The 18,944-nt window shown below is 72.0% G+C and carries 17 protein-coding genes; 9 read left to right on the top strand and 8 right to left on the bottom strand.

What is annotated here, in order from left to right:
* Positions 1 to 47 precede the first annotated feature (47 nt).
* From OHA58_RS32990 to lnt, 3 genes are read right to left on the bottom strand one after another with little or no spacing between them, the layout of a single operon-like run.
* Entirely contained in the window at positions 48 to 839 is a 792-nt protein-coding gene (locus tag OHA58_RS32990; RefSeq protein WP_116500480.1) for a 3-hydroxybutyrate dehydrogenase, read from the bottom strand.
* A 55-nt stretch (positions 840 to 894) separates the two neighbouring features.
* Positions 895 to 1,374 (bottom strand): NUDIX hydrolase, encoded by a 480-nt coding sequence (locus OHA58_RS32985; RefSeq protein ID WP_405483315.1) that lies wholly within the window; start codon positions 1,372 to 1,374, stop codon positions 895 to 897.
* A gap of 10 nt (positions 1,375 to 1,384) precedes the next feature.
* Positions 1,385 to 2,983: an apolipoprotein N-acyltransferase gene (lnt, locus tag OHA58_RS32980; RefSeq protein WP_405483314.1), complete on the bottom strand. Its 1,599-nt coding sequence runs from the start codon at positions 2,981 to 2,983 to the stop codon at positions 1,385 to 1,387.
* 225 nt (positions 2,984 to 3,208) lie between these two features.
* On the opposite strand from lnt, the gene OHA58_RS32975 reads away from it, so the two are divergent.
* On the top strand, positions 3,209 to 4,279 hold the full coding sequence (locus OHA58_RS32975) for an O-antigen ligase family protein (RefSeq protein ID WP_405483313.1): 1,071 nt from the start codon (positions 3,209 to 3,211) through the stop codon (positions 4,277 to 4,279).
* Between the two features lie 14 nt (positions 4,280 to 4,293).
* Here OHA58_RS32975 and OHA58_RS32970 read toward each other — a convergent pair whose 3' ends face one another.
* On the bottom strand, positions 4,294 to 4,845 hold the full coding sequence (locus tag OHA58_RS32970) for a hypothetical protein (protein ID WP_405483311.1): 552 nt from the start codon (positions 4,843 to 4,845) through the stop codon (positions 4,294 to 4,296).
* Between the two features lie 106 nt (positions 4,846 to 4,951).
* The gene (locus OHA58_RS32965) at positions 4,952 to 5,740 is read right to left on the bottom strand and encodes a glutamate racemase (protein WP_405483310.1); all 789 of its coding nucleotides are present in this window, start codon (positions 5,738 to 5,740) and stop codon (positions 4,952 to 4,954) included.
* A gap of 58 nt (positions 5,741 to 5,798) precedes the next feature.
* On the opposite strand from OHA58_RS32965, the gene OHA58_RS32960 reads away from it, so the two are divergent.
* Positions 5,799 to 6,974: a glycosyltransferase gene (locus OHA58_RS32960; protein ID WP_405483309.1), complete on the top strand. Its 1,176-nt coding sequence runs from the start codon at positions 5,799 to 5,801 to the stop codon at positions 6,972 to 6,974.
* 13 nt (positions 6,975 to 6,987) lie between these two features.
* Here OHA58_RS32960 and OHA58_RS32955 read toward each other — a convergent pair whose 3' ends face one another.
* Positions 6,988 to 8,289, bottom strand: coding sequence for a TerD family protein (locus OHA58_RS32955; protein WP_405483308.1), 1,302 nt, complete (start codon positions 8,287 to 8,289; stop codon positions 6,988 to 6,990).
* 260 nt (positions 8,290 to 8,549) lie between these two features.
* Here OHA58_RS32955 and OHA58_RS32950 point away from each other — a divergent pair, with 260 nt between their 5' ends.
* The 4 genes from OHA58_RS32950 (at position 8,550) to OHA58_RS32935 (ending at position 13,159) form a co-directional block, all read left to right on the top strand.
* The gene (locus OHA58_RS32950) at positions 8,550 to 8,987 is read left to right on the top strand and encodes a DUF6643 family protein (protein WP_383003474.1); all 438 of its coding nucleotides are present in this window, start codon (positions 8,550 to 8,552) and stop codon (positions 8,985 to 8,987) included.
* A 45-nt stretch (positions 8,988 to 9,032) separates the two neighbouring features.
* Positions 9,033 to 9,857 (top strand): MOSC domain-containing protein, encoded by an 825-nt coding sequence (locus OHA58_RS32945; protein WP_405483306.1) that lies wholly within the window; start codon positions 9,033 to 9,035, stop codon positions 9,855 to 9,857.
* A 172-nt stretch (positions 9,858 to 10,029) separates the two neighbouring features.
* The gene (locus OHA58_RS32940) at positions 10,030 to 10,635 is read left to right on the top strand and encodes a hypothetical protein (protein ID WP_405483305.1); all 606 of its coding nucleotides are present in this window, start codon (positions 10,030 to 10,032) and stop codon (positions 10,633 to 10,635) included.
* Positions 10,636 to 10,750: 115 nt separating this feature from the next.
* Positions 10,751 to 13,159 (top strand): right-handed parallel beta-helix repeat-containing protein, encoded by a 2,409-nt coding sequence (locus OHA58_RS32935; RefSeq protein ID WP_405483304.1) that lies wholly within the window; start codon positions 10,751 to 10,753, stop codon positions 13,157 to 13,159.
* Here the strand turns inward: OHA58_RS32935 and OHA58_RS32930 are convergent.
* Entirely contained in the window at positions 13,129 to 15,468 is a 2,340-nt protein-coding gene (locus OHA58_RS32930; RefSeq protein ID WP_405483302.1) for a hypothetical protein, read from the bottom strand. The genes OHA58_RS32935 and OHA58_RS32930 overlap by 31 nt on opposite strands.
* Positions 15,469 to 15,684: 216 nt before the next feature.
* Here OHA58_RS32930 and OHA58_RS32925 point away from each other — a divergent pair, with 216 nt between their 5' ends.
* Together OHA58_RS32925 and OHA58_RS32920 are read left to right on the top strand one after the other, a co-directional pair.
* On the top strand, positions 15,685 to 16,512 hold the full coding sequence (locus tag OHA58_RS32925; RefSeq protein ID WP_383995021.1) for a DeoR/GlpR family DNA-binding transcription regulator: 828 nt from the start codon (positions 15,685 to 15,687) through the stop codon (positions 16,510 to 16,512).
* A gap of 66 nt (positions 16,513 to 16,578) precedes the next feature.
* On the top strand, positions 16,579 to 17,076 hold the full coding sequence (locus OHA58_RS32920; RefSeq protein ID WP_405483300.1) for an SRPBCC family protein: 498 nt from the start codon (positions 16,579 to 16,581) through the stop codon (positions 17,074 to 17,076).
* A gap of 15 nt (positions 17,077 to 17,091) precedes the next feature.
* Here OHA58_RS32920 and OHA58_RS32915 read toward each other — a convergent pair whose 3' ends face one another.
* Positions 17,092 to 18,249, bottom strand: a complete 1,158-nt coding sequence (locus OHA58_RS32915; protein WP_405483299.1) for a PLP-dependent cysteine synthase family protein — start codon at positions 18,247 to 18,249, stop codon at positions 17,092 to 17,094.
* A gap of 305 nt (positions 18,250 to 18,554) precedes the next feature.
* Here OHA58_RS32915 and OHA58_RS32910 point away from each other — a divergent pair, with 305 nt between their 5' ends.
* Positions 18,555 to 18,899 carry a hypothetical protein gene (locus tag OHA58_RS32910; RefSeq protein ID WP_405485305.1) on the top strand — a complete coding sequence of 115 codons (345 nt, stop codon included), beginning with the start codon at positions 18,555 to 18,557 and terminating at the stop codon, positions 18,897 to 18,899.
* Positions 18,900 to 18,944: the final 45 nt, after the last annotated feature.

The raw sequence follows: 18,944 nt of genomic DNA, 5'->3' as shown, positions 1-18,944 counted from the left end.
GTGGACAACTCAATGGATCAGACAATCGCCGCCACCCGCGAGGGTGATCAGTGTGCGGTCCAGCCGCCGTCCAGGACGAGCGACGTCCCGGTGATGAAGGAGGCCCGCGGGCTGCACAGATACGCGACCGCCTCGGCGACCTCGTCGGGTTCGATGAGCCGCTTGAGCGCGCTGTCCTGGAGCATGACCTCGGCAAGGACCCGCTCCTCGGGGATGCCGTGGGCGGCGGCCTGGTCGGCGATCTGCTTCTCGACCAGCGGCGTGCGGACGTAGGCGGGGTTCACACAGTTCGAGGTGACGCCGTGCGGAGCGCCTTCGAGCGCGGCGGTCTTGGAGAGCCCTTCGAGGCCGTGCTTGGCGGCGACGTACGCGGACTTGAACGCGGACGCGCGCAGGCCGTGGACCGAGGAGAGGTTCACGATGCGCCCCCAGCCCTGCTCGTACATGTGCGGCAGGGCGCCGCGGATCAGGCGGAAGGGTGCCTCCAGCATCACCGTCAGGACGGTGTGGAAGACGTCGGGCGGGAACTCCTCGATGGGGCGGACCAGTTGGATGCCCGCGTTGTTGACCAGGATGTCGGCGCCCGCGGCGCACTCCTCGGCCGCGTCCAGGTCGGTGAGGTCGAGGACGCGCGGCTCGATGCCGCCGGGGGTGGCGCCGGCCTGCTCGGCCAGCGCGTCAAGGCCCTCCCGGTCCCGGTCGACCGCTCTCACCTTGGCCCCGGCCGCGGCGAGCCGCAGCGCGCAGGCGCGGCCGATGCCGCCTGCGGCGCCGGTGACGAGTGCGATGCGGCCGCCGAGATCGAGCGGCGCGGTGAGGGGTGCGTTGGGCGCGGTCATGCTCCGCACCCTAGGCAGCGCTCGCGCCCCGCCCGATGTGGTCAGCACCCATACTTCAGCGCTCGGACATGGTCTCGAACCATGTCGGCCCGTCGGAGGCCGCCTGCTTGATCCGGAGCAGGCAGAAGTCGCCCAGCGGCGGCAGCGAGTCCAGCTCGAACCAGCCCACCTCGAGGGACTCGTCGTCGTTGACCCGGGCCTCGCCGCCGGTCGCCCGGCACCGGAAGGACGTGTCCGTGAACTGGCACCGGTCGCCGTTCGGGTACGTCACCGGCTTGAGGGTCTTCACCAGGACGACCCGCTCGGCCACGCACTCGACGCCCGTCTCCTCGTACACCTCGCGTACGGCGGCTTCGGCGGGCTGCTCCCCCGGCTCCGGGATTCCGGCGAGGACCGCCCACTTTCCGGTGTCGGCGCGGCGCCCGAGAAGGACCCTGCCGGCGTCGTCGAAGACGACGGCGCTGACGCCGGGCAGCAGGAGAAGCTGGTGGCCGACGCTGGCCCGGATCTTGCGGATGAACTCTGGGGTAGCCATGCCTGCGACCCTATCCGGCGGCGGACCCGCTCCGGCGGGAGCGCACTACGGCCCAGCCGAGACCGCCCACGCCGATGGCCACGAGCAGCAGCTCCGGCCATCCGCCCAGGCGGGTGGCAAGGGTCAGCGAGGTCCGCTTGGGCACGTCGGCGACCAGGGTGTCGGCGACGAACATGCCGGTGTGCTGGGCGACGGATCCGTCGGGCCTGATGATCGCGCTGACGCCGCTCGTCACCGGCACCATCACGGCGCGGCCGTGCTCCACGGCGCGCACCCGGTCCATGGCGAGCTGCTGGTAGGTCATCTGGCTGCGGTCGAAGGTGGCGTTGTTGCTGGGCACGGAGAGGATCTGCGCGCCCGCCTCCACCTGGTCGCGCACGACGGAGTCGAACGCGGCCTCGTAGCAGGTCACCGGGCCGATCCTGGTGCCCGCCATGTCGAAGACGACCGGCTTCTTTCCGGCCACGAAGTTGCCCGCGCGGTCGACGTCCTTGCTGAAGATGCGGAAGAAGCTCCGGTAGGGCATGTACTCGCCGAACGGCTGGAGCTGCCGCTTGTCGTAGACGGCGCCGGGGCCCGTCTTCGGGTCCCAGAGGATCTGCCGGTTGCGGGGCGTGCCGTCCTTGAGGGTGACGACGGCGCCGACGGAGATGGGCGCGCCGACGGCCTTGGCCGCCTTGTCGATCTCGGCGTACGCGTCGGGGTTGACGTAGGGGTCGATGTCGGAGGAGTTCTCGGGCCACAGCACGAGGTCGGGCTTCTTGACCTGGCCCGCCTCGATCTTCGTGGCGAGCTTCATCGTCTCCCGTACGTGGTAGTCGAGCACGGCCCGGCGCTGGGAGTTGAAGTCGAGGCCCATACGCGGCACGTTGCCCTGGATGACGGCCACGCGCGCGGTGCCTTCTTCTGCCGCGGTGGAGACGAGGGGCGCCGCGACGGCTCCCGCGATGACGGGCGCGACGGTGAACGCGGCGGCGACGGCCAGGCCCCGGTCACGTACACCGCGTACGTCCTTGAGGCGCAGCGCGAGAGCAGTGAGGCCGAAGCCGCACAGGACGACCGCGAAGCCCAGGAGCGGGGTGCCGCCCAGCGAGGCGAGCGGCAGGAACAAGCCACTGGGCTGACCGAACGCGACCTTGCCCCAGGGGAAGCCGCCGAAGGGGAAGCGAGCCCGCAGCGCCTCGTCCGCGATCCACACGCCCGCGGCCCACAGCGGCCACAGCGGCAGCCGTGAGACATAGGCGATGCCGAGTCCGGCCAGGGCCATGACGAGCGATTCCGCGAGGGCGAGGGCCAGCCACGGCAGCGGCCCGACGTCGACGCCCGTCCACGACAGGAGCGGCACGAGGAAGCCGAGGCTCATGAGGAAGCCGAGGCCGAACCCCGCGCGCATCCGCCGCCCGTAAACGGACGCTCCGAAGAGCGCGAGGGCCAGGGGCGCGAGCCACCACAGCTCACGGGGCGGGAAGCCGACGTACAGCAGCACTCCGGAGAGCACCGCGGCGGCGGCCGGAGCGATCCGTCGGGGCAGGCGGGCCCAGCGCGAGGCGGGCGCCGACTGCGGATCGAGCTGTTCCGGCTCGTCTACGGAGGTTGCGGTGGCGGTCACTCGGGGAGTGTACGGCGGGTCACCTGCCGGGCGACACGGCGGTCTGCGGGGGTCGCACCGGCCGCGCGGACCACCCCGTGCAGCATCGTTCCTGCGCAACCCGTGCACAAACCGGTGCATCAGCCGTTACGGTGTGCCCCGAGTCCCCGAGCAACGGCCGTATCCGGCCATGACGCTCGGGGCCCGTCACAGTCGGGGGGCGACGGGGTGGTGGGGACCACGGGGATGTCGTCGACGGCCGGTCCGTCGGCGGAGTACGAGCGGCGCAATGTCGCCGACGCGGCGGGCGTCTTCGCGCTCGGGGCGTGCGCCGTCTGGTCGCTGATCACCGCGACCGCCCGCGCGGGCAGGCCGGAGGGCGTGCTCCTGGCGGTGCTCGCCGTGGCGGCGGGCTATGCGTGCGGCCGGATCTCCGGCGCGCTGCTGCCCATGGCGGCGCCCTGCGCGGCGGCCTTCGCGGGACTCGGGCTCGCGCTCGCGTCCCCGCACGCGGTGCCCGCGCCCGACACCGGCTCTCCGCTCGGCCGTACCGGCGCGACGGCGGCACTCCTGGCGCTGTCCACCGGGGCGGCGTGCTGCGCGGCCTGGGCGGCGCGGCGCCCGCCCGTGCGTGCGGCCCTGTTCCTGCTGGCGGGCGGCACGGTCGCGGCTGCTGCCGCCGCCGGATCGATCGCCGGTGTCACCGTGTGCACGGGAGTGCTGCTGTGCTCCCTCGCCTCGGTGAGGATGCGGCACCACAGGGGCCTCGGCCTCGCCGGTCTCGGCGTCATGACGGGGCTGGTGACCGGGCTCTCCCTGGCACTGCTGAAGGGCGTACTGCCCTCGGGGCTCTCCGCTTCCCTGGAGGGGCAGCTCTCGCAGCACCGGATCCTTCTGTGGCAGGAGGCGCTGCGCCAGGCCGAGTCCGATCCGGGCCTCGGGGTGGGCCCCGGCCGCTTCGGGGAGCTCAGCCCCACGGTCGGCGAGACGCTGCTGCCCGACGGCAAGCCGCACTCCGCCCCGCTCCAGCAGGCCGCCGAGCAGGGACTCGTAGGCGTCTGCCTGCTGGCCGCGGTGTTCTGCTGGCTCCTGTACGTCCTGTGGCGGTCGGCGCGCTCCACGCCGGTGGTCCTGACGGCGGGCGCGGCGCTGACCGCTCTCGCCGGTCTGGCGATGCTCGGCAACGCCCTGAGCTTCACCACCGTCACCGCGGGCGCGGGCCTGCTCGCGGGGGTGGCGACGGCGAGACCCTGGGGCGACGAGCCCTCGGACAGCACTACGGCCGCCCCGGTACGTGTCCGGGGCGGCCGTGTGTAAGTGTGCGGGTGCCGTCAGGCGACGGGGCCGACAGAGGTCGGCTTGAGCCGGTCGTGGATGGCGCGCACCGCGGACTCGGCGTTGTCCACGGTCACCGTGAATTTCCTGCCGTCGCCCATGATCAGCACGACGCCCTCGCCGCGCCGGACGATGACGGCCGTGCCCTGCTCGGGGCGCCAGCGGTATCCCCAGCCGCCCCACTGGCGGGGCGTGACACGGGGTTCGAACTCGGCTCCCACCACATGGGCGAGCAGGATGCGGCGGCGTGGCACTCCTATGTGGCCGCACCGCACTTCCAGGTAGTCCTTGTCGACCTTCACGGCCACATGGACGAAGGCAAGGGTCCCGAACAGGATCAGAAGACCCGCGGCGATGCAGCCGACCACCGACATCACCAGCGCGGCGATACCGGAAGTCCACTGGGAAGCCACGGCGAGCTCGATGCCGAGCGCCACACACGCGGCGCCGCCCAGCGCTGCCAGCCACTGCACGCGATTGTGTGCACGGCCTGTCCAGACCTCGGGGGCGACGGACGCGCGCCGCTCACTACCGGAGTGGTCCCTCATGGAACTGAGACTACTCATCTTCCGCAGTGAAGGCACTGTGCCGCGGAGAGTGATTGCGCACGGCCCCGGGACGCCTGGGCCGTGCCCGAAATCCCGGGCGCAGCCGTCACTGTGCGTGGCTGACGGCGGCCTGGAGCAGCCGGCCCTCCGCGTACGCGAGTGCGGCGGGCGGCAGCGCGGAGGTGCGGCCGCTGAGGATGACGGTGAGTGCGCCCTGCGCACCGCTCTCGGCGTCGGGCCCGGCGCCGATCCTGCGCAGTGCCTGCGCGGCGACGGCCCCGGCGCTGCCGTGCAGGACGAGCGGCGGCATGCCGGGCTGCTGGACGGCGGCGCGGATGCGTTCCGCCACGAGTTCGTAATGGGTGCAGCCCAGGACTACGGCCCTTACATCGGTCGGGGTGAGCGCAGCGGCGGCCGCGATCGTCCTGTCGATGGCCTCCTCGTCCGCGTGCTGCACGGCGTCGGCGAGGCCCGGGCAGGGCACCTCGGTGACCTCTACCCCGTCCGCGAAGTCCCGGATCAGTCCCCGCTGGTAGGGGCTTCCGGTGGTGGCGGGAGTGGCCCAGATGGCGACGGGTCCGGCGCCGGCGGCGGCCGGCTTGATCGCGGGGACCGTGCCGATGACCGGGATGCCGGGTTCGAGGCGGGCCCGCAGGGCCGGCAGGGCATGGACCGAGGCGGTGTTGCACGCCACGATCAGCGCCTCGGGACGGTGCTCCGCGGCGGCCTCGGCGACGGCCAGGGCCCGCTCGGTGACGTCCTGCACGCTGCGCGGCCCCCAGGGCATCCCGTCGGGGTCGGAGGACAGGACGAGATCGGCGTCGGGCCGCATGCGCCGTACCGCGGCGGCGGCCGCGATGAGTCCGATTCCCGAGTCCATCAGCGCGATCTTCACCCGGAAACCATAGACGATGGCCCTCACACCAAGGGTGCGGTGGGGCAGACTGCGGCGGATGGACGCCGTTGTGTGGATCACCGCAGCATCACTGGCCGCGTGGGTGTGGCTGCTGCTCGGACAGGGCTTCTTCTGGCGCACGGATCTGCGTCTGCCCCCGCGCACGGACCCTTCGGAGTGGCCCTCGGTGTGTGTCATCGTCCCTGCGCGGGACGAGGCGGCCGTGCTTCCGGAGAGCCTGCCCTCGCTCCTCGCGCAGGACTATCCGGGGCGCGCCGAGATCTTCCTGATCGACGACGGCAGCACGGACGGCACCGGAACCCTGGCCGGGGAGCTGGCCCTGCGCCACGGCGGGCTGCCGCTCACGGTCGACTCGCCGGGCGAGCCGCCGGCGGGCTGGACCGGCAAGCTGTGGGCGGTGCGGCACGGTATCGGCCTGGCACGCGCGCGTGACCCCGAATTCCTGCTCCTCACGGACGCCGACATCGCGCATGAGCCCGACAGCCTGAGGGAGCTGGTGGCCGCGGCCCGTACAGGCGGGTTCGACCTCGTCTCGCTGATGGCGCGGCTGCGCGTGGAGAGCGTGTGGGAGCGGCTCGTCGTCCCGGCCTTCGTGTACTTCTTCGCCCAGCTGTACCCGTTCCGCTGGATCGCGCGGAAGGGCTCGCGCACGGCGGCCGCGGCAGGCGGCTGCGTGCTGCTGAGCGCCGCAGCTGCCGACCGCGCCGCGATCCCCGACTCGATCCGGCACGCCGTCATCGACGACGTCGCGCTCGCCCGGGCGGTGAAGGGCTCCGGGGGCCACATCTGGCTGGGCCTCGCCGACCGCGTCGACAGCGTGCGCCCCTACCCGCGGCTCGGCGACCTGTGGCGCATGGTGTCGCGCAGCGCCTACGCCCAGCTGCGGCACAACCCGCCGCTCCTCGCCGGGACCGTGGCCGGACTTGCGCTCGTCTACCTGGCGCCGCCGGTCGCGCTCGTCGCCGGACTCGCCACAGGCCATGGGCTCACCGCGCTGCTCGGCGGGCTCGCCTGGCTGCTGATGACGGCGACGTACGTCCCGATGCTGCGTTACTACACGCAACCGCTGTGGCTGGCGCCGCTGTTGCCGGGTACCGCGTTCCTGTATCTCCTCATGACGGTCGACTCCGCCGTGCAGCACTACAGGGGGCGGGGTGCGGCCTGGAAGGGGCGTACGTATTCCAGGCCGGACCCCGCGCCGGAGCGGCAGTAGCCGACTGGGGCGGCTACTTTCTGCCGGGCGTCCAGTTCATGCCCCACCCGTAGGCGTAGTCGACGGTGCGCTGCGGGCTCACGCCGCGCTCGGGCACGAGGTAGCGGGCCTCGCGCTGCACGGTCAGGTCGCTGCCCGTGTTGGTGATCAGCGCGAGCGCGCACACCGTCGACGGGACCGTGCACTCGTCCAGGGAGAAGTCGACGGCCGCGCCGAACTGGGGCTGGAGCGTGACGGTCGCGTGCAGGTCGGCGAAGCTGCGGGCGCCTTCGTAGATGGTGACGAAGATGAGGACGCGCCGCAGGTCCTTCATGTGGTCGAGGTTGATCGTCAGGTTCTCGCCGCTGGAGACGGCGCCGGTGCGGTCGTCGCCGTCGAGGTGGATGTACGGCGGGCGGTTCAGGGCGCCGAAGGCGTTGCCCAGTGCCTGGACGACACCCTTGCGGCCGTCGGTGAGTTCGTAGAGGGCGCACAGGTCCAGGTCGAGGTCCGCGTGCTGCGCGACGGCGCGGCCCAGCTTGCTGCCCCACCCCTTGAACTGCTTGCGCACCTCCCAGTTGAGGTTCACGCGCATCGAGCCCGACGTACCGCCCTGCTTGGCCAGGGAGACGGAAGGAGCCGCCTTGGTGAGCGTCACCTTGGTCAGGCGGACGGGCTGCTGAGGGGGTGCGGCCGGGGGCGGCGGCGCGGTGACGGGGGCCGCGACCGGCGGTGCGGGGGCAGGCGTGACCGCGGGCGTGGGTGCGGGTGCGGGTGCAGTTGCGGGTGCAGGTGTCGGCGCGGGTGTCTGGGGTTCGTCGACCGTGATCCCGTAGTCGCCGGCGAGGCCCGCCAGGCCGGTGCCGTACCCCTGGCCGACGGCACGGAACTTCCAGGCGCCCTGGCGCCGGTAGAGCTCGCCGAGGACGAAGGCGGTCTCCACGCTCGCGTCGGCGCTGTCGTAGCGCGCGATCTCGGCGCCGTCCGCCGCGTCGAGGACTCTGATGTACAGCCCGGGGACCTGCCCGAACGAGCCGCCGTCCGCCGACGCGGCGAGCACCACGTTCTCGATCGCGGGCTCCACGCGCGCGAGGTCGACCGCGATCGTGTCGGTCACCTGGCCGTCCGCGCTCTGCTTGCCCTCGTGACGCACGGCCCCCGAGGTGTGCGCCGGCTGGTTGTAAAAGACGAAGTCCGCGTCCGACCGGACCTTTCCGGCGACGAGCAACAGCGCGGAGGCGTCCGCGTCAGGCACTCCCGCGCCTGAACGCCACCCCAATTCGATCCGCACGGCCGACGCCGGCACGACGACATTCGAACCTTTAGACATTGACATGTCCGCCCCCAACAGAGATCTCCGGCTTCCTGGTCAACCTATTCCCCACGACCGAAAGCGGCACAGGGGCACGCGTTTGATGATCACTGGCCAACCGCCGGTAACCCACCAAGAACTCGCCTTTACACGATCCGAACGCTGAACGACGACCGATTTTGCCAAGTTCGCTCGCATTGGGGATCTCGAGTCACTGCCGACACGCAAAACAACCCTCTTATCGGTCTCCCCAACCAGCACATCGTGGGCTTAACTTATGTGCCATGACCTCCCCCCGCTCCACCTATGGCGGCGGTTACTACTCCGCGCCGTCCTTCCCGGACACTCCGATCTACGACTCCCTCGTCGCAGAGCGGGGCACACCCCAGATCGCCCCGATCCGGGTTCCTGCCATGTACGACACCGGCAGTCATCTGCCCGCGCTCCCGTCCGCGCTTCCCGCGCTGCCGGCCGCGCCCTCCGCACCCATGCCCCAGTACGGTTACGCGACCCCGCAGCAGGCGCCTCTCCAGCACGCGCCGGCGCCGTACATCCCGCAGCAGGCCTCCGGGCCCCGCGGCTACACGGGCATGCAGCAGCCGCAACAACAGCAGCAGCGTCCGGCGCCCGGCACCGGCTACGAGGCCATGCGCCCCGCGGCGCCCCGCCCTGCCGCGCCCTACGAGGATCCGTACAACCGTCAGCAGTACCGCGGTTATTGATCTCCCGGACATGGGGCTGTCCGTGCCTGCTGGCAGGATGGCCCCATGCCGAATGCCTCGCTTCGTTCGATCCACATCCACCCACTGAAGTCGGTTCGGGGGCACGCGCCGCGCGAGGCGGACGTGGAACCGTGGGGTCTTGCAGGAGACCGCCGGTGGGTACTCATCGATGCCTCGGGCAAGGTCGTCACCCAGCGACAGCACCCGCGTCTCGCGCTCACTTCGGCCGAGACCCCGGACGGCGACGTTCTGCGCATGTCGGCCCCCGGCCGCGCGCCCCTGACCGTGCCGGTGCCCCGGCCCACCGGGACGACCACGGTGAACATCTTCGGGGACAAGGTCGAAGCCGTGCTCGCCGACGACGCGGCGCACGCCTGGTGGAGCGCGCATCTGGAGGCCGACGTGCGGCTCCTCCACCTCGACGACCCGGCGACGCGACGCCCCATCGACCCCGAGTACGCGAAGCCCGGCGAGACGGTCAGCTTCGCCGACGGGTATCCGCTACTACTCACCACCCTGTCCTCCCTGGACGCCCTCAACTCCCTCATCGCGCAGGGTGATCACGCGGACGAGGGCCCGCTGCCCATGAACCGCTTCCGGCCGAACGTCGTGGTGGACGGCACCGCGCCCTGGGCGGAGGACGACTGGTCACGCATCGCGATCGGCGCCGTCACGTTCCGTATCACCAAGAAGTGCGGCCGCTGCGTGGTGACCACCACGAACCAGTCGACTTCGGAGCGTGGCAAGGAACCACTGCGGACGCTCGCCCGCCACCGCCGCTTCGGTGACCAGCTGTGTTTCGGGACGAACCTGGTCCCGGAGACGACCGGGACGGTCCGGATCGGTGACGCGATCACGATCCTGGCCTGACACCTGGCCGCGCGGGGAACCCCGCGCCGGATCACGGTCGTTGGAGCACAATGGAAAGGCGGGGACAGGCGGAGAGCTTCGTCGAGTGGGGTGATTTCGCTCTCTCTTCGCCTCACCTGCGCGTGAGCCGTGCCGTTCACGGTTAAGACGGACGCGGAAGGGGGTGCTGGCTGTGCGGGCAATCGCCGGACTCTGGCGGTGGCGGCACAATCCGCTGCGCCGCGCGACCGACCTCGCCGAGGCCTGGGTCGCGCTGGTGGCGGTGCTGCTCATCGTCGTTGTCGCACCGATCATCGGCGTCGCGACGGGATCCCTGGCACAGGGCGCCTTGATGCAGTCGGTCCAGGAACAGCACAAGAACCGCCGGGAAGTTCCCGCCACGGTCGTACGGAAGCTGGCCCAGCCGCCCCTGGACTCCGACCCCGAGACATCCACAGCGAGAGACGCGCACAGCAGGGTCGTCGCCGACTGGACGGCACCCGACGGCGCCCACCGCACGGGCCGCGTCCTGTCGAGCCTCAAGACCCCGCATCCGGGCGACCGGTTCACGCTGTGGGTCGACGGCACGGGTCAGGTCGTGGGCCGCCCGCTGGACAACGCGACGGCGACAACTCACGCCGCGCTGGCCGGATTCGGGACCGCGGCGGCCGCGGCCGGGCTCGTCGAGGGCGCCCGGCGCCTGATCGTGTGGCGCATGGTCCGCCGCCGGTACGACCGTTGGGACCGCGCCTGGGACAAGGCGGGCCCGGACTGGGGCAGGACAGGGACCGGCAGCTGAGCGGCCTTCCGCTCCGGTCAACTCAGCGGCTGCGCGCACGCTACGGTTGACCCACCTTCGCCGCGGGGATCGCAGCGAGGACCCGCGTACGACGAGGTGGGGGCACGACAAAGCCATGGCACAGGGCACGGTCCAGGTGACGCACACCGGCACGTCGCGGTGGCGGCGCCGCACTGGGGAGTACGCATCGCTCGCCGCGGCCCTGGAGGCCGCGGGTGACGGCGACGTACTGACCGTGGCGTCGGGCACGTACAGAGAGAACCTCGTCGTGGAGCGCGCGGTGACGCTGCGTGGGCCGGAGGGCTCGCCCGGGTCCGTGCGGATCGCGCCGGTCGACGGGGTGCCGCTCACGGTGCGCTCGTCCGCGACCGTCCTCGATCTGCATGTCGAGGGGCAGGACTCGGCGGCCCCCGCGCTCCTGGTGGAGGAAGGCGCTCCCGAGCTCTGCGATCTGCGCATCGTCACGCGCTCCGCGGCCGGCATAGAGGTGCGGGGCGGCGCACGGCCCACCGTGCGGCGCTGCACCGTCGACAACCCCGGAGGGATCGGCATCGCCGTGCTCGACGGCGGGGGCGGTGTCTTCGAGGAGTGCGAGGTCGTCTCGGCGGGCCAGGCCGGAGTGGCCGTACGCGGCGGCGCGCACCCTCGGCTGGAGCGCTGCAGGGTGCATCACGCGTCGGGTTCCGGACTGTCCGTCACCGGCGAGCACAGCGGCCTGGAGGCCGTCGGCTGCGAGGTGTACGAGGTCAAGGGCACCGGCGTGCAGATCACGGGGCGCGCATCGGCGCACCTCACGGACTGCGATGTGCACCGCACCACGGCGGACGGCGTCACGCTCGACACGGATGCGGTGCTCACCCTCGCCGACTGCCGTATCCACGACATCCCGGAGAACGCGATCGATCTGCGCTCCCGGTCGGTCCTGACGCTGACGCGCTCGACGGTGCGCCGGTTCGGACGCAACGGCCTGTCCGTCTGGGACCCGGGCACGCGCGTGGACGCCAACCAGTGCGAGATCCACGACAGTACGGGCGACTACCCGGCGGTGTGGGTGAGCGACGGCGCGACCGTCGTCCTCGACGCGTGCCGGGTGCACGACGTGCCGGACGCGCTGTTCGTCCTGGACCGGGGCTCCCGCGTGGACGTCGTCGACAGCGATCTCTCCCAAGTCCGCAACACGGCCGTGTCGGTGAGCGACGGCGCCACGGCCCAGCTGGACGACTGCCGGATCCGGGAGGCCGCGACGGGTGCCTGGTTCCGTGATCACGGGAGCGGCGGCACCCTCGCCAACTGCACGGTGGACGCCGTCCAGACCGGCGTGATCGTCACCAAGGGCGCCGACCCGACGATCGAACGCTGCACGGTCACCTCCCCTGCCGAGGCCGGCTTCTATGTGTCGGCCGGGGGCCGGGGCAGCTTTCACGGCTGCCGCGTCACGGGCAGCGAGGGCTACGGCTTCCACATCATCGACGGCTGCCGTACGACCCTCAAGAAGTGCCGTACGGAACGGTGTTCGCGCGGGGGTTACGAATTCGCCGAGGACGGCCCCGTGGTCGAGGACTGCACCAGCGACGAGAGTGGCGGGGCGCGCTCCTCCGGGCAGGCCGCCGCCCCGGCACCGGGCGTCCAGAAGGCCACGCAGACCGTGGGGCTGCTCAGCGCGCTGCCCGACCAGCGTGCCGTGACACCCGACACCCAGGCCCCGGCCACGACCCGTACGTCGACGGATGTCCTCGGTGAACTCGACACCCTGGTGGGCCTGGAGAGCGTCAAGCGCGAGGTGCGTGCCCTCACGGACATGATCGAGGTCGGCCGGCGCCGGCAGCAGGCGGGCCTCAAGGCGGCTTCCGTCAGGCGGCACTTGGTGTTCACGGGCTCCCCCGGCACCGGCAAGACGACCGTGGCACGCCTGTACGGGGAGATCCTCGCCTCACTGGGCGTCCTGGAGAAGGGCCATCTCGTCGAGGTGTCCCGGGTCGACCTGGTCGGCGAGCACATCGGCTCGACCGCCATCCGCACGCAGGAGGCCTTTCAACGGGCCACCGGGGGCGTGCTGTTCATCGACGAGGCGTACGCCCTGTCCCCCGAGGACTCCGGCCGCGACTTCGGGCGCGAGGCGATCGACACGCTGGTGAAGCTGATGGAGGATCAGCGCGACTCCGTCGTGGTGATCGTCGCGGGCTACACCTCCGAGATGGAGCGCTTCCTCTCCGTCAACCCCGGTGTGGCGTCCCGTTTCTCACGGACCATCACGTTCTCCGACTACCTGCCCGAAGAGTTGCTGCGGATCGTGGAGCAGCAGGCCGACGAGCACGAGTACCGGCTCGGCGAGGGCGCGTCCGAAGCCCTCCTGAAGCACTTCACGGCACTCCCGAAGGGGCCCGCCTTCGGCAACGGCCGCACGGCGCGGCAGACCTTCGAGTCGATGGTGGAGCGCCACGCGGGCCGGGTCGCCCAGCTCGCCGAGCCGAGCACGGACGACCTGACCCTGCTCTACGAGGACGACTTGCCCGAGCTGCCCTGAGGCGCGGCGGGCTCGCCGTCCGGGCGTGGCCCCGGGACCTCTGGGCGCAGCCTGGCGAGGAGGCGGGCCCGTTCCTCGGCGAAGACGGGGTCGGCCTGGTAGTCGGAGTGGCCCAGGATCGGTGCGGGCAGCGGGTGTTGCTCGGTGCGGCCGTAGGCGAGCGGGTCCTTCAGTGCCGGGTGGTCGACCTGGGGGCCGTCCTCGCCGGGCAGCCGGACGGGTCCGCCGATCGGGTCGGTGGTGCGGTGCAGATTGCGCCAGCAGTCGACCTGGCGGTGCAGGGCGCCGAGCGCGGCGGGACCGAAGTGGGCCGGGAACCAGCGCCCGTAGAGCCGCTCCAGAGGCGAGCCGTAGGTGAGCAGGGCGACGCGTCGGCGGACGGTGGGATGCAGCTGCCAGGCGGCCGCGGCGGCGAGGACGCTGCCCTGGGAGTGCCCCGACAGGACGAGGCGGCCGCCGGTGGCGCGGGTCCAGGTGGCCATGCGCCAGGTCAGGTCGGGCACGGCGCGCTCCGCGTAGCAGGGCGGCGCGAAGGGGTGCGCGGCGCGCGGCCAGAACGTGCCGACGTCCCACAGGATGCCGATCGTGCGGCGGGCCGACGCGTCGCGGTAGGCGCGCCTTCCCCAGGTGACGAAGAGTATGAAGCCGAGTCCGATGAGCCAGGAGCCCATCGCCTGCGCGGTCTGCGCGGCGCCTTCCACGATGTCGTACGTGCCCTGTGCGGCCTGGCCCGGGACCTGGTGGGTCGCCCACGCGCCGATGAGCGCTCCCGCGCCGAGGAGGAGAGTCACCGTCGAGACCGCGCCGATGATCATGGGCGCCTGGTCGGTGAGGGCGGCACGCGCGCGCGTGCCCGCGATGCGGCTGGTGCGGGCGGCGTCCTGGGGCTCCCCCGGGTAGTCGGTCGCGACGGTGGCCGTCTCACGGCGCTTGACCCGGATGGTGCGCTGGGCGAGTACGGCGCACACCACAGCGACGACGATCAGCAGGGGCGGGATCACGGAGGCCTGCCAGGACAGCAGGACGGGCGGTCCTTCGATGGTGCCGCCGGCTCCCGGCGTGCCGGAGCCGTCCAGCCAGTCGGCGACGCGCTGGGACACTCCCCCGGACATCACACCGCCCAGGGCGCAGGCGAGCATCGCGGTCGCGGGTCCGCCGAGGCCGCGCAGGGCCGCACGGGAGTCACGGGCGCGGCGGTGGATGGCGTGGGCGACCACGGCGAGCGCCACGACCACCGCGCCCTGGACGAGGACGATCCCGCCGAACGTCGCGTCTCCGGGCAGGCGCCCGTGCGACCGCCACTCGGGGCGTGACCAGCCCGCGTACAGGAACGTGAGCAGCAGGAGGGCCAGGGCGGCCGCGGGCAGGAGGCGGACGACGGTCCGGTCGAGGGTGCGGTCGACGGTGTTCTCGCTGCGGCCCCTGCGGCACACGACCCAGACCACGATGCCGGTGCCCACGACGAGCGCGCCGTCGAGGATCCGGCCGAGCACGTCGAGGAGCACGGGGCCGCCGCTCCCGCGGTCGAAGCGGGCGGCCGAGGTGCCGACGGCGGCCGCCACCGTGAGCAGGCCCGCGGCGGTGTGCGCGGCGCGCAGCCGGGCGACGAGACGGCGTCCGTACCAGAACCCCGGCCGGCCGAGCGCGTTGGTCGGGGCCTCCTCCTCGGGGTCGGGCTGGTGGGGCAGCGGCTGCTGGGACTCGTACGCGCCCCAGGTGCGGTGGGAGAGGTACCAGAGAAGTCCGACGAGGGCGGCCGGGACGGCTGCGGCGAGGGCAAGGCGGCGGCCGGGCTGGCTCCACCATCCGCCGTGTCCGTGCGCGTCGACCGACAGGAAGCCCAGCCAGGAGCGTCCCTCGGCGCACGCGTGCGTGCCGGCGCACTGCCAGGCCACCAGATCGAGCGCCACCTCGCAGGCGGCGGCGACCAGGAGGACGGTGAGGCTGAGCCCCGCGAGGCGCACCAGAAGGCCGTAGGCGCGCACGGTCCGTGTGCGGCGGTGGGCGTTGGGGCGCATCCAGTGGGCGAGGTTGACGACCATGAACGGCAGGAGCAGCAGCCATAAGGCGCGCGAGCCGTTGCCGGACGTGAGGTTGCACCAGACGTACGCCTCCGGGACGGGCTTGCCCCGGTAGTCGTCGGGGCGTTCCTCCGCGTCGGCGTCGTCGGCGCGGCGGTACACCGCGGCCGTGTCGTCGCCGGAGACCCGGACCGTGCGCGGGTCGCCGAGCATCGCCTCGGGGGTGGTGCCCCCTACGCCGTGGACCAGAAGTTCGAGGGCGGTCTCGTCCGCCGTGTCACGCTCCACCGTTCAGCATCCCCCGATTGACGTGCGCGTGTGGTGCCGGAATCAGAATCCCCGCTCACGGCCGCGCTACGCATCCCTCCTCACCGAATCTCCTCCATCCGTGCGACCGCGCGTCATACGGCGGGCGCGAGCGGGCAGTGGCACGGCTGTCGGCGGCGCGTGCGAGGATGTGGCGACCATGGACGGCTGTGACGAGGCGAAGGGATCCGACAGGACGTGAGCGAGAATCAGAACCTCCTCGCGGAGCAGCGCCGGGCCCTGATCCTCGACGAGGTCAGGCGCCGTGGCGGCGTCAGGGTCAACGAGCTCACTCGCAAGCTGGGCGTCTCCGACATGACGGTCCGCCGTGATCTCGACGCGCTCGCCCGGCAGGGTGTCCTGGAGAAGGTGCACGGCGGCGCGGTCCCCGTGGTCGAGGCGAGTACGCACGAGCCGGGCTTCGAGGCGAAGTCGGGTCTGGAGCTCAGCGCCAAGGAGGACATCGCGCGGACCGCCGCGGCCCTGGCGGTGCCGGGCACGGCCATCGCGCTGTCCGGCGGCACCACGACGTACGCGCTGGCCCACCACCTCCTCGATGTTCCGGACCTGACCGTGGTGACCAACTCGGTACGGGTGGCGGACGTGTTCCACGGCGCGCAGCGCTCGTCGGGACAGCGGCAGGGCGCGGCGACCGTCGTCCTCACGGGCGGGGTGCGGACGCCTTCGGACTCGCTGGTGGGGCCCGTCGCGGACCAGGCCATCGCGGCGCTCCACTTCGACGTGCTGTTCCTCGGTGTGCACGGCATATCGCTGGAGGCCGGCCTGTCGACGCCGAACCTGGCGGAGGCGGAGACGAACCGGCGGCTCGTGCAGTCCGCGCGCCGGGTCGTCGTGGTCGCCGACCACACCAAGTGGGGGACGGTGGGCCTGAGTTCGTTCGCCTCGCTCGACCAGGTGGACACGCTCGTCACGGACGCGGGGCTGCCCGCGGACGCGCGCGCGGAGATCTCCGAGGAGCTGCGGCTCGTCATCGCGGGCGAGCCCGGAACAGGTACAGACATCTGACGGTTCGCCAGCTATGGTGACCCCTGCCCGGTCAACCGCCCGATTCCGCTTGGGGGCTGAACGTCCATGGCACGCCGACTGAAGCCCGTGGGGCTCGAGTTCACCGAGTCCGCGCCGCTGCGCCTGGTCTTCGCCCGCGAGGTGTCCGCGCCTGCGCAGGCGGTGTTCCGGGCGCTCGCCGAGGACGTGACGGGCTGGCCCGAGTGGTTCTCCGCCGTGACACTCGCCCGCCCGACGGACGACGGCGCGGGGCGCGAGGTGCGGCTCAGGGGCGGTACGCGCATGCGGGAGACCATCCTCGCGGCCGACCCCGACGAGGTGTACGCGTACCGGGTGGACGAGACCAACGCGCCGGGGATACGCGCCCTGGTCGAGGAGTGGCGGCTCACGCCGTCGGGCACCGGTGGGACGCGGGTGCAGTGGACGTTCGCCGCGGACGGGGTCGCCTCATTCCGGGTGGGCCTGCGCCTCGGCCGGGCCGGACTCGGCCGCGCGTTCCGTGACGCGGTGGCCGCGCTCGACCGCAGGATCGCGGCGAACTCCCGGGATTCCAGGGCGAGTTGATACCGGCCCGGGTCCTCAGTCGGCGCTCGGCCAGGCTCCCGTCGCGAGCAGCGTCTCGATGGCCCGCGTGTACGGCGCGATGTCCAGGCCCTGGTGGGCCAGCCACTGGTCGGAGTAGTACTTGTCGAGGTAACGGTCCCCCGGGTCGCACAGCAGCGTGACGACGCTGCCGGTCCTGCCCTCGGCGACCATCTCGGCGACGATCTTCAACGCGCTCCACAGGCCCGTACCGGTCGAGCCGCCCGCCTTGCGGCCGATGGCCCCCTCCAGGGCGCGCACGGCGGCGATGCTCGCCGCGTCCGGCACCTTCATCATGCGGTCGATCGCGCCGGGCACGAAGCTCGGCTCCATGCGGGGCCTGCCGATGCCCTCGATGCGGGAGCCGCAGTCGCAGGTGACGTCCGGGTCCCCGGTGGTCCAGCCCTCGAAGAAGCAGGAGTTCTCCGGGTCCGCGACGCAGATGCGGGTGTCGTGCTGCATGTAGTGGACGTACCGGGCGATGGTCGCGGAGGTGCCTCCGGTGCCGGCGGTGGCGACGATCCAGGTGGGCTCCGGGTAGCGCTCCAGCTCCAGCTGCCGGTAGATCGACTCCGCGATGTTGTTGTTGCCGCGCCAGTCCGTGGCCCGTTCCGCGTACGTGAACTGGTCCATGTAGTGGCCGCCCGTGTCGACGGCGAGAGCCGCCGACTCCTCGTACATCGTGCGCGAGTCGTCGACGAAGTGGCACCGACCGCCGTGGAATTCGATCAGGCGGATCTTCTCCGGGCTGGTGGTGCGCGGCATCACGGCGATGAAGGGCACCCCGATGAGCTTCGCGAAGTAGGCCTCGGAGACGGCGGTCGAGCCGCTGGACGCCTCGATGACGGGGCGGCCGGGCCGGATCCATCCGTTGCACAGGCCGTAGAGGAACAGCGAGCGGGCGAGCCGGTGCTTGAGGCTGCCCGTGATGTGCGTCGACTCGTCCTTCAGATAGAGGTCGATGCCCCACTCCTCGGGGAGCGGGAAACGCAGGAGGTGAGTGTCGGCCGACCGGTTGGCATCGGCCTGCACCTTTCGTACGGCTTCTTTGAGCCAGCTTCTGTACGTGGCGTCCGTGTGGTCCACGTCCAGCGTGGCCACCGGGTCCGGCCCTTGGGGGGTCCCGGCTGACTGGTCCTGCTGAGGGGTGCTCACCGCATGGCTCCTTGGCGTCGTTCCGAGCGCCGGTCCGACGCCGTCCACACCCGGCCGTCGTCTTACGACCGGTCGGACGCCCCGATCATAAACACCTTCCGCACGCTTCTCACCTGCATAAACACCCCTTTGAGCAACTCAAAGGAACGCCTGTCCCAGGACAGGAACGGGCGTGCGGAGGAACAAAGGCGTGAGTCGGCCCTTCCCCTGCCGGGCGCACTGCCTCACGCACTGGTGCGGACGCCTTCGTGCGGGCAGACTGCACCGCGGGGCCGGTGAGAGCTCACACCAAGGGGGCGGACGACATGGCGGAGCCGGAGTTCACGGCGACGGGTGTGCGCATAGGGCGACTCCTTCGCTCGCTCACCCGGGCAGGCGAGGTCCGCATCAAGGGCGGCCGTCTCGAACTGCTCACCAGTTACGGCAGCGAGATCGACAGCGCGCCGCTCCAGGAAGTCCGCGCCGGCAAGGCCTGGTTCGCGCCCGGCGACCGAGCCCTCGCCGATGTCGGCGGCAGGCGCTACCTGCTGAAACTCGGTGCCGATCATGAACCCGGCGACGCGGTGCCCCGTCTCGTCGGCGAGAACGGGCCGCCCACGACGCGTCGGTTCCTCGAGGCGGTGCGCAGGGCGCGCGGCCGGCTGACGTAGCGGGCCGCGTACTTGGGGGACGGCGTGCGCGAGTTGCAGGCTCGC

The sequence above is a fragment of the Streptomyces sp. NBC_00009 genome, from assembly GCF_045040855.1.
Classification (GTDB): Bacteria; Actinomycetota; Actinomycetes; order Streptomycetales; family Streptomycetaceae; genus Streptomyces; species Streptomyces aureus.
The sequence above is the reverse complement of the archived record's forward strand: the minus strand, read 5'-3'. Positions and strand labels throughout refer to the sequence as shown.

What these genes read in the sequence shown, in the direction of transcription:
- OHA58_RS32990 (WP_116500480.1), bottom strand. Translation starts at nt 839, where the DNA reads ATGACCGCGCCCAACGCACCCCTCACCGCGCCGCTCGATCTCGGCGGC.
- OHA58_RS32985 (WP_405483315.1), bottom strand. Translation starts at nt 1,374, where the DNA reads ATGGCTACCCCAGAGTTCATCCGCAAGATCCGGGCCAGCGTCGGCCAC.
- OHA58_RS32975 (WP_405483313.1), top strand. Translation starts at nt 3,209, where the DNA reads ATGTCGTCGACGGCCGGTCCGTCGGCGGAGTACGAGCGGCGCAATGTC.
- OHA58_RS32970 (WP_405483311.1), bottom strand. Translation starts at nt 4,845, where the DNA reads ATGAGGGACCACTCCGGTAGTGAGCGGCGCGCGTCCGTCGCCCCCGAG.
- OHA58_RS32960 (WP_405483309.1), top strand. Translation starts at nt 5,799, where the DNA reads ATGGACGCCGTTGTGTGGATCACCGCAGCATCACTGGCCGCGTGGGTG.
- OHA58_RS32955 (WP_405483308.1), bottom strand. Translation starts at nt 8,289, where the DNA reads ATGTCAATGTCTAAAGGTTCGAATGTCGTCGTGCCGGCGTCGGCCGTG.
- OHA58_RS32950 (WP_383003474.1), top strand. Translation starts at nt 8,550, where the DNA reads ATGACCTCCCCCCGCTCCACCTATGGCGGCGGTTACTACTCCGCGCCG.
- OHA58_RS32945 (WP_405483306.1), top strand. Translation starts at nt 9,033, where the DNA reads ATGCCGAATGCCTCGCTTCGTTCGATCCACATCCACCCACTGAAGTCG.
- OHA58_RS32935 (WP_405483304.1), top strand. Translation starts at nt 10,751, where the DNA reads ATGGCACAGGGCACGGTCCAGGTGACGCACACCGGCACGTCGCGGTGG.
- OHA58_RS32920 (WP_405483300.1), top strand. Translation starts at nt 16,579, where the DNA reads ATGGCACGCCGACTGAAGCCCGTGGGGCTCGAGTTCACCGAGTCCGCG.
- OHA58_RS32910 (WP_405485305.1), top strand. Translation starts at nt 18,555, where the DNA reads ATGGCGGAGCCGGAGTTCACGGCGACGGGTGTGCGCATAGGGCGACTC.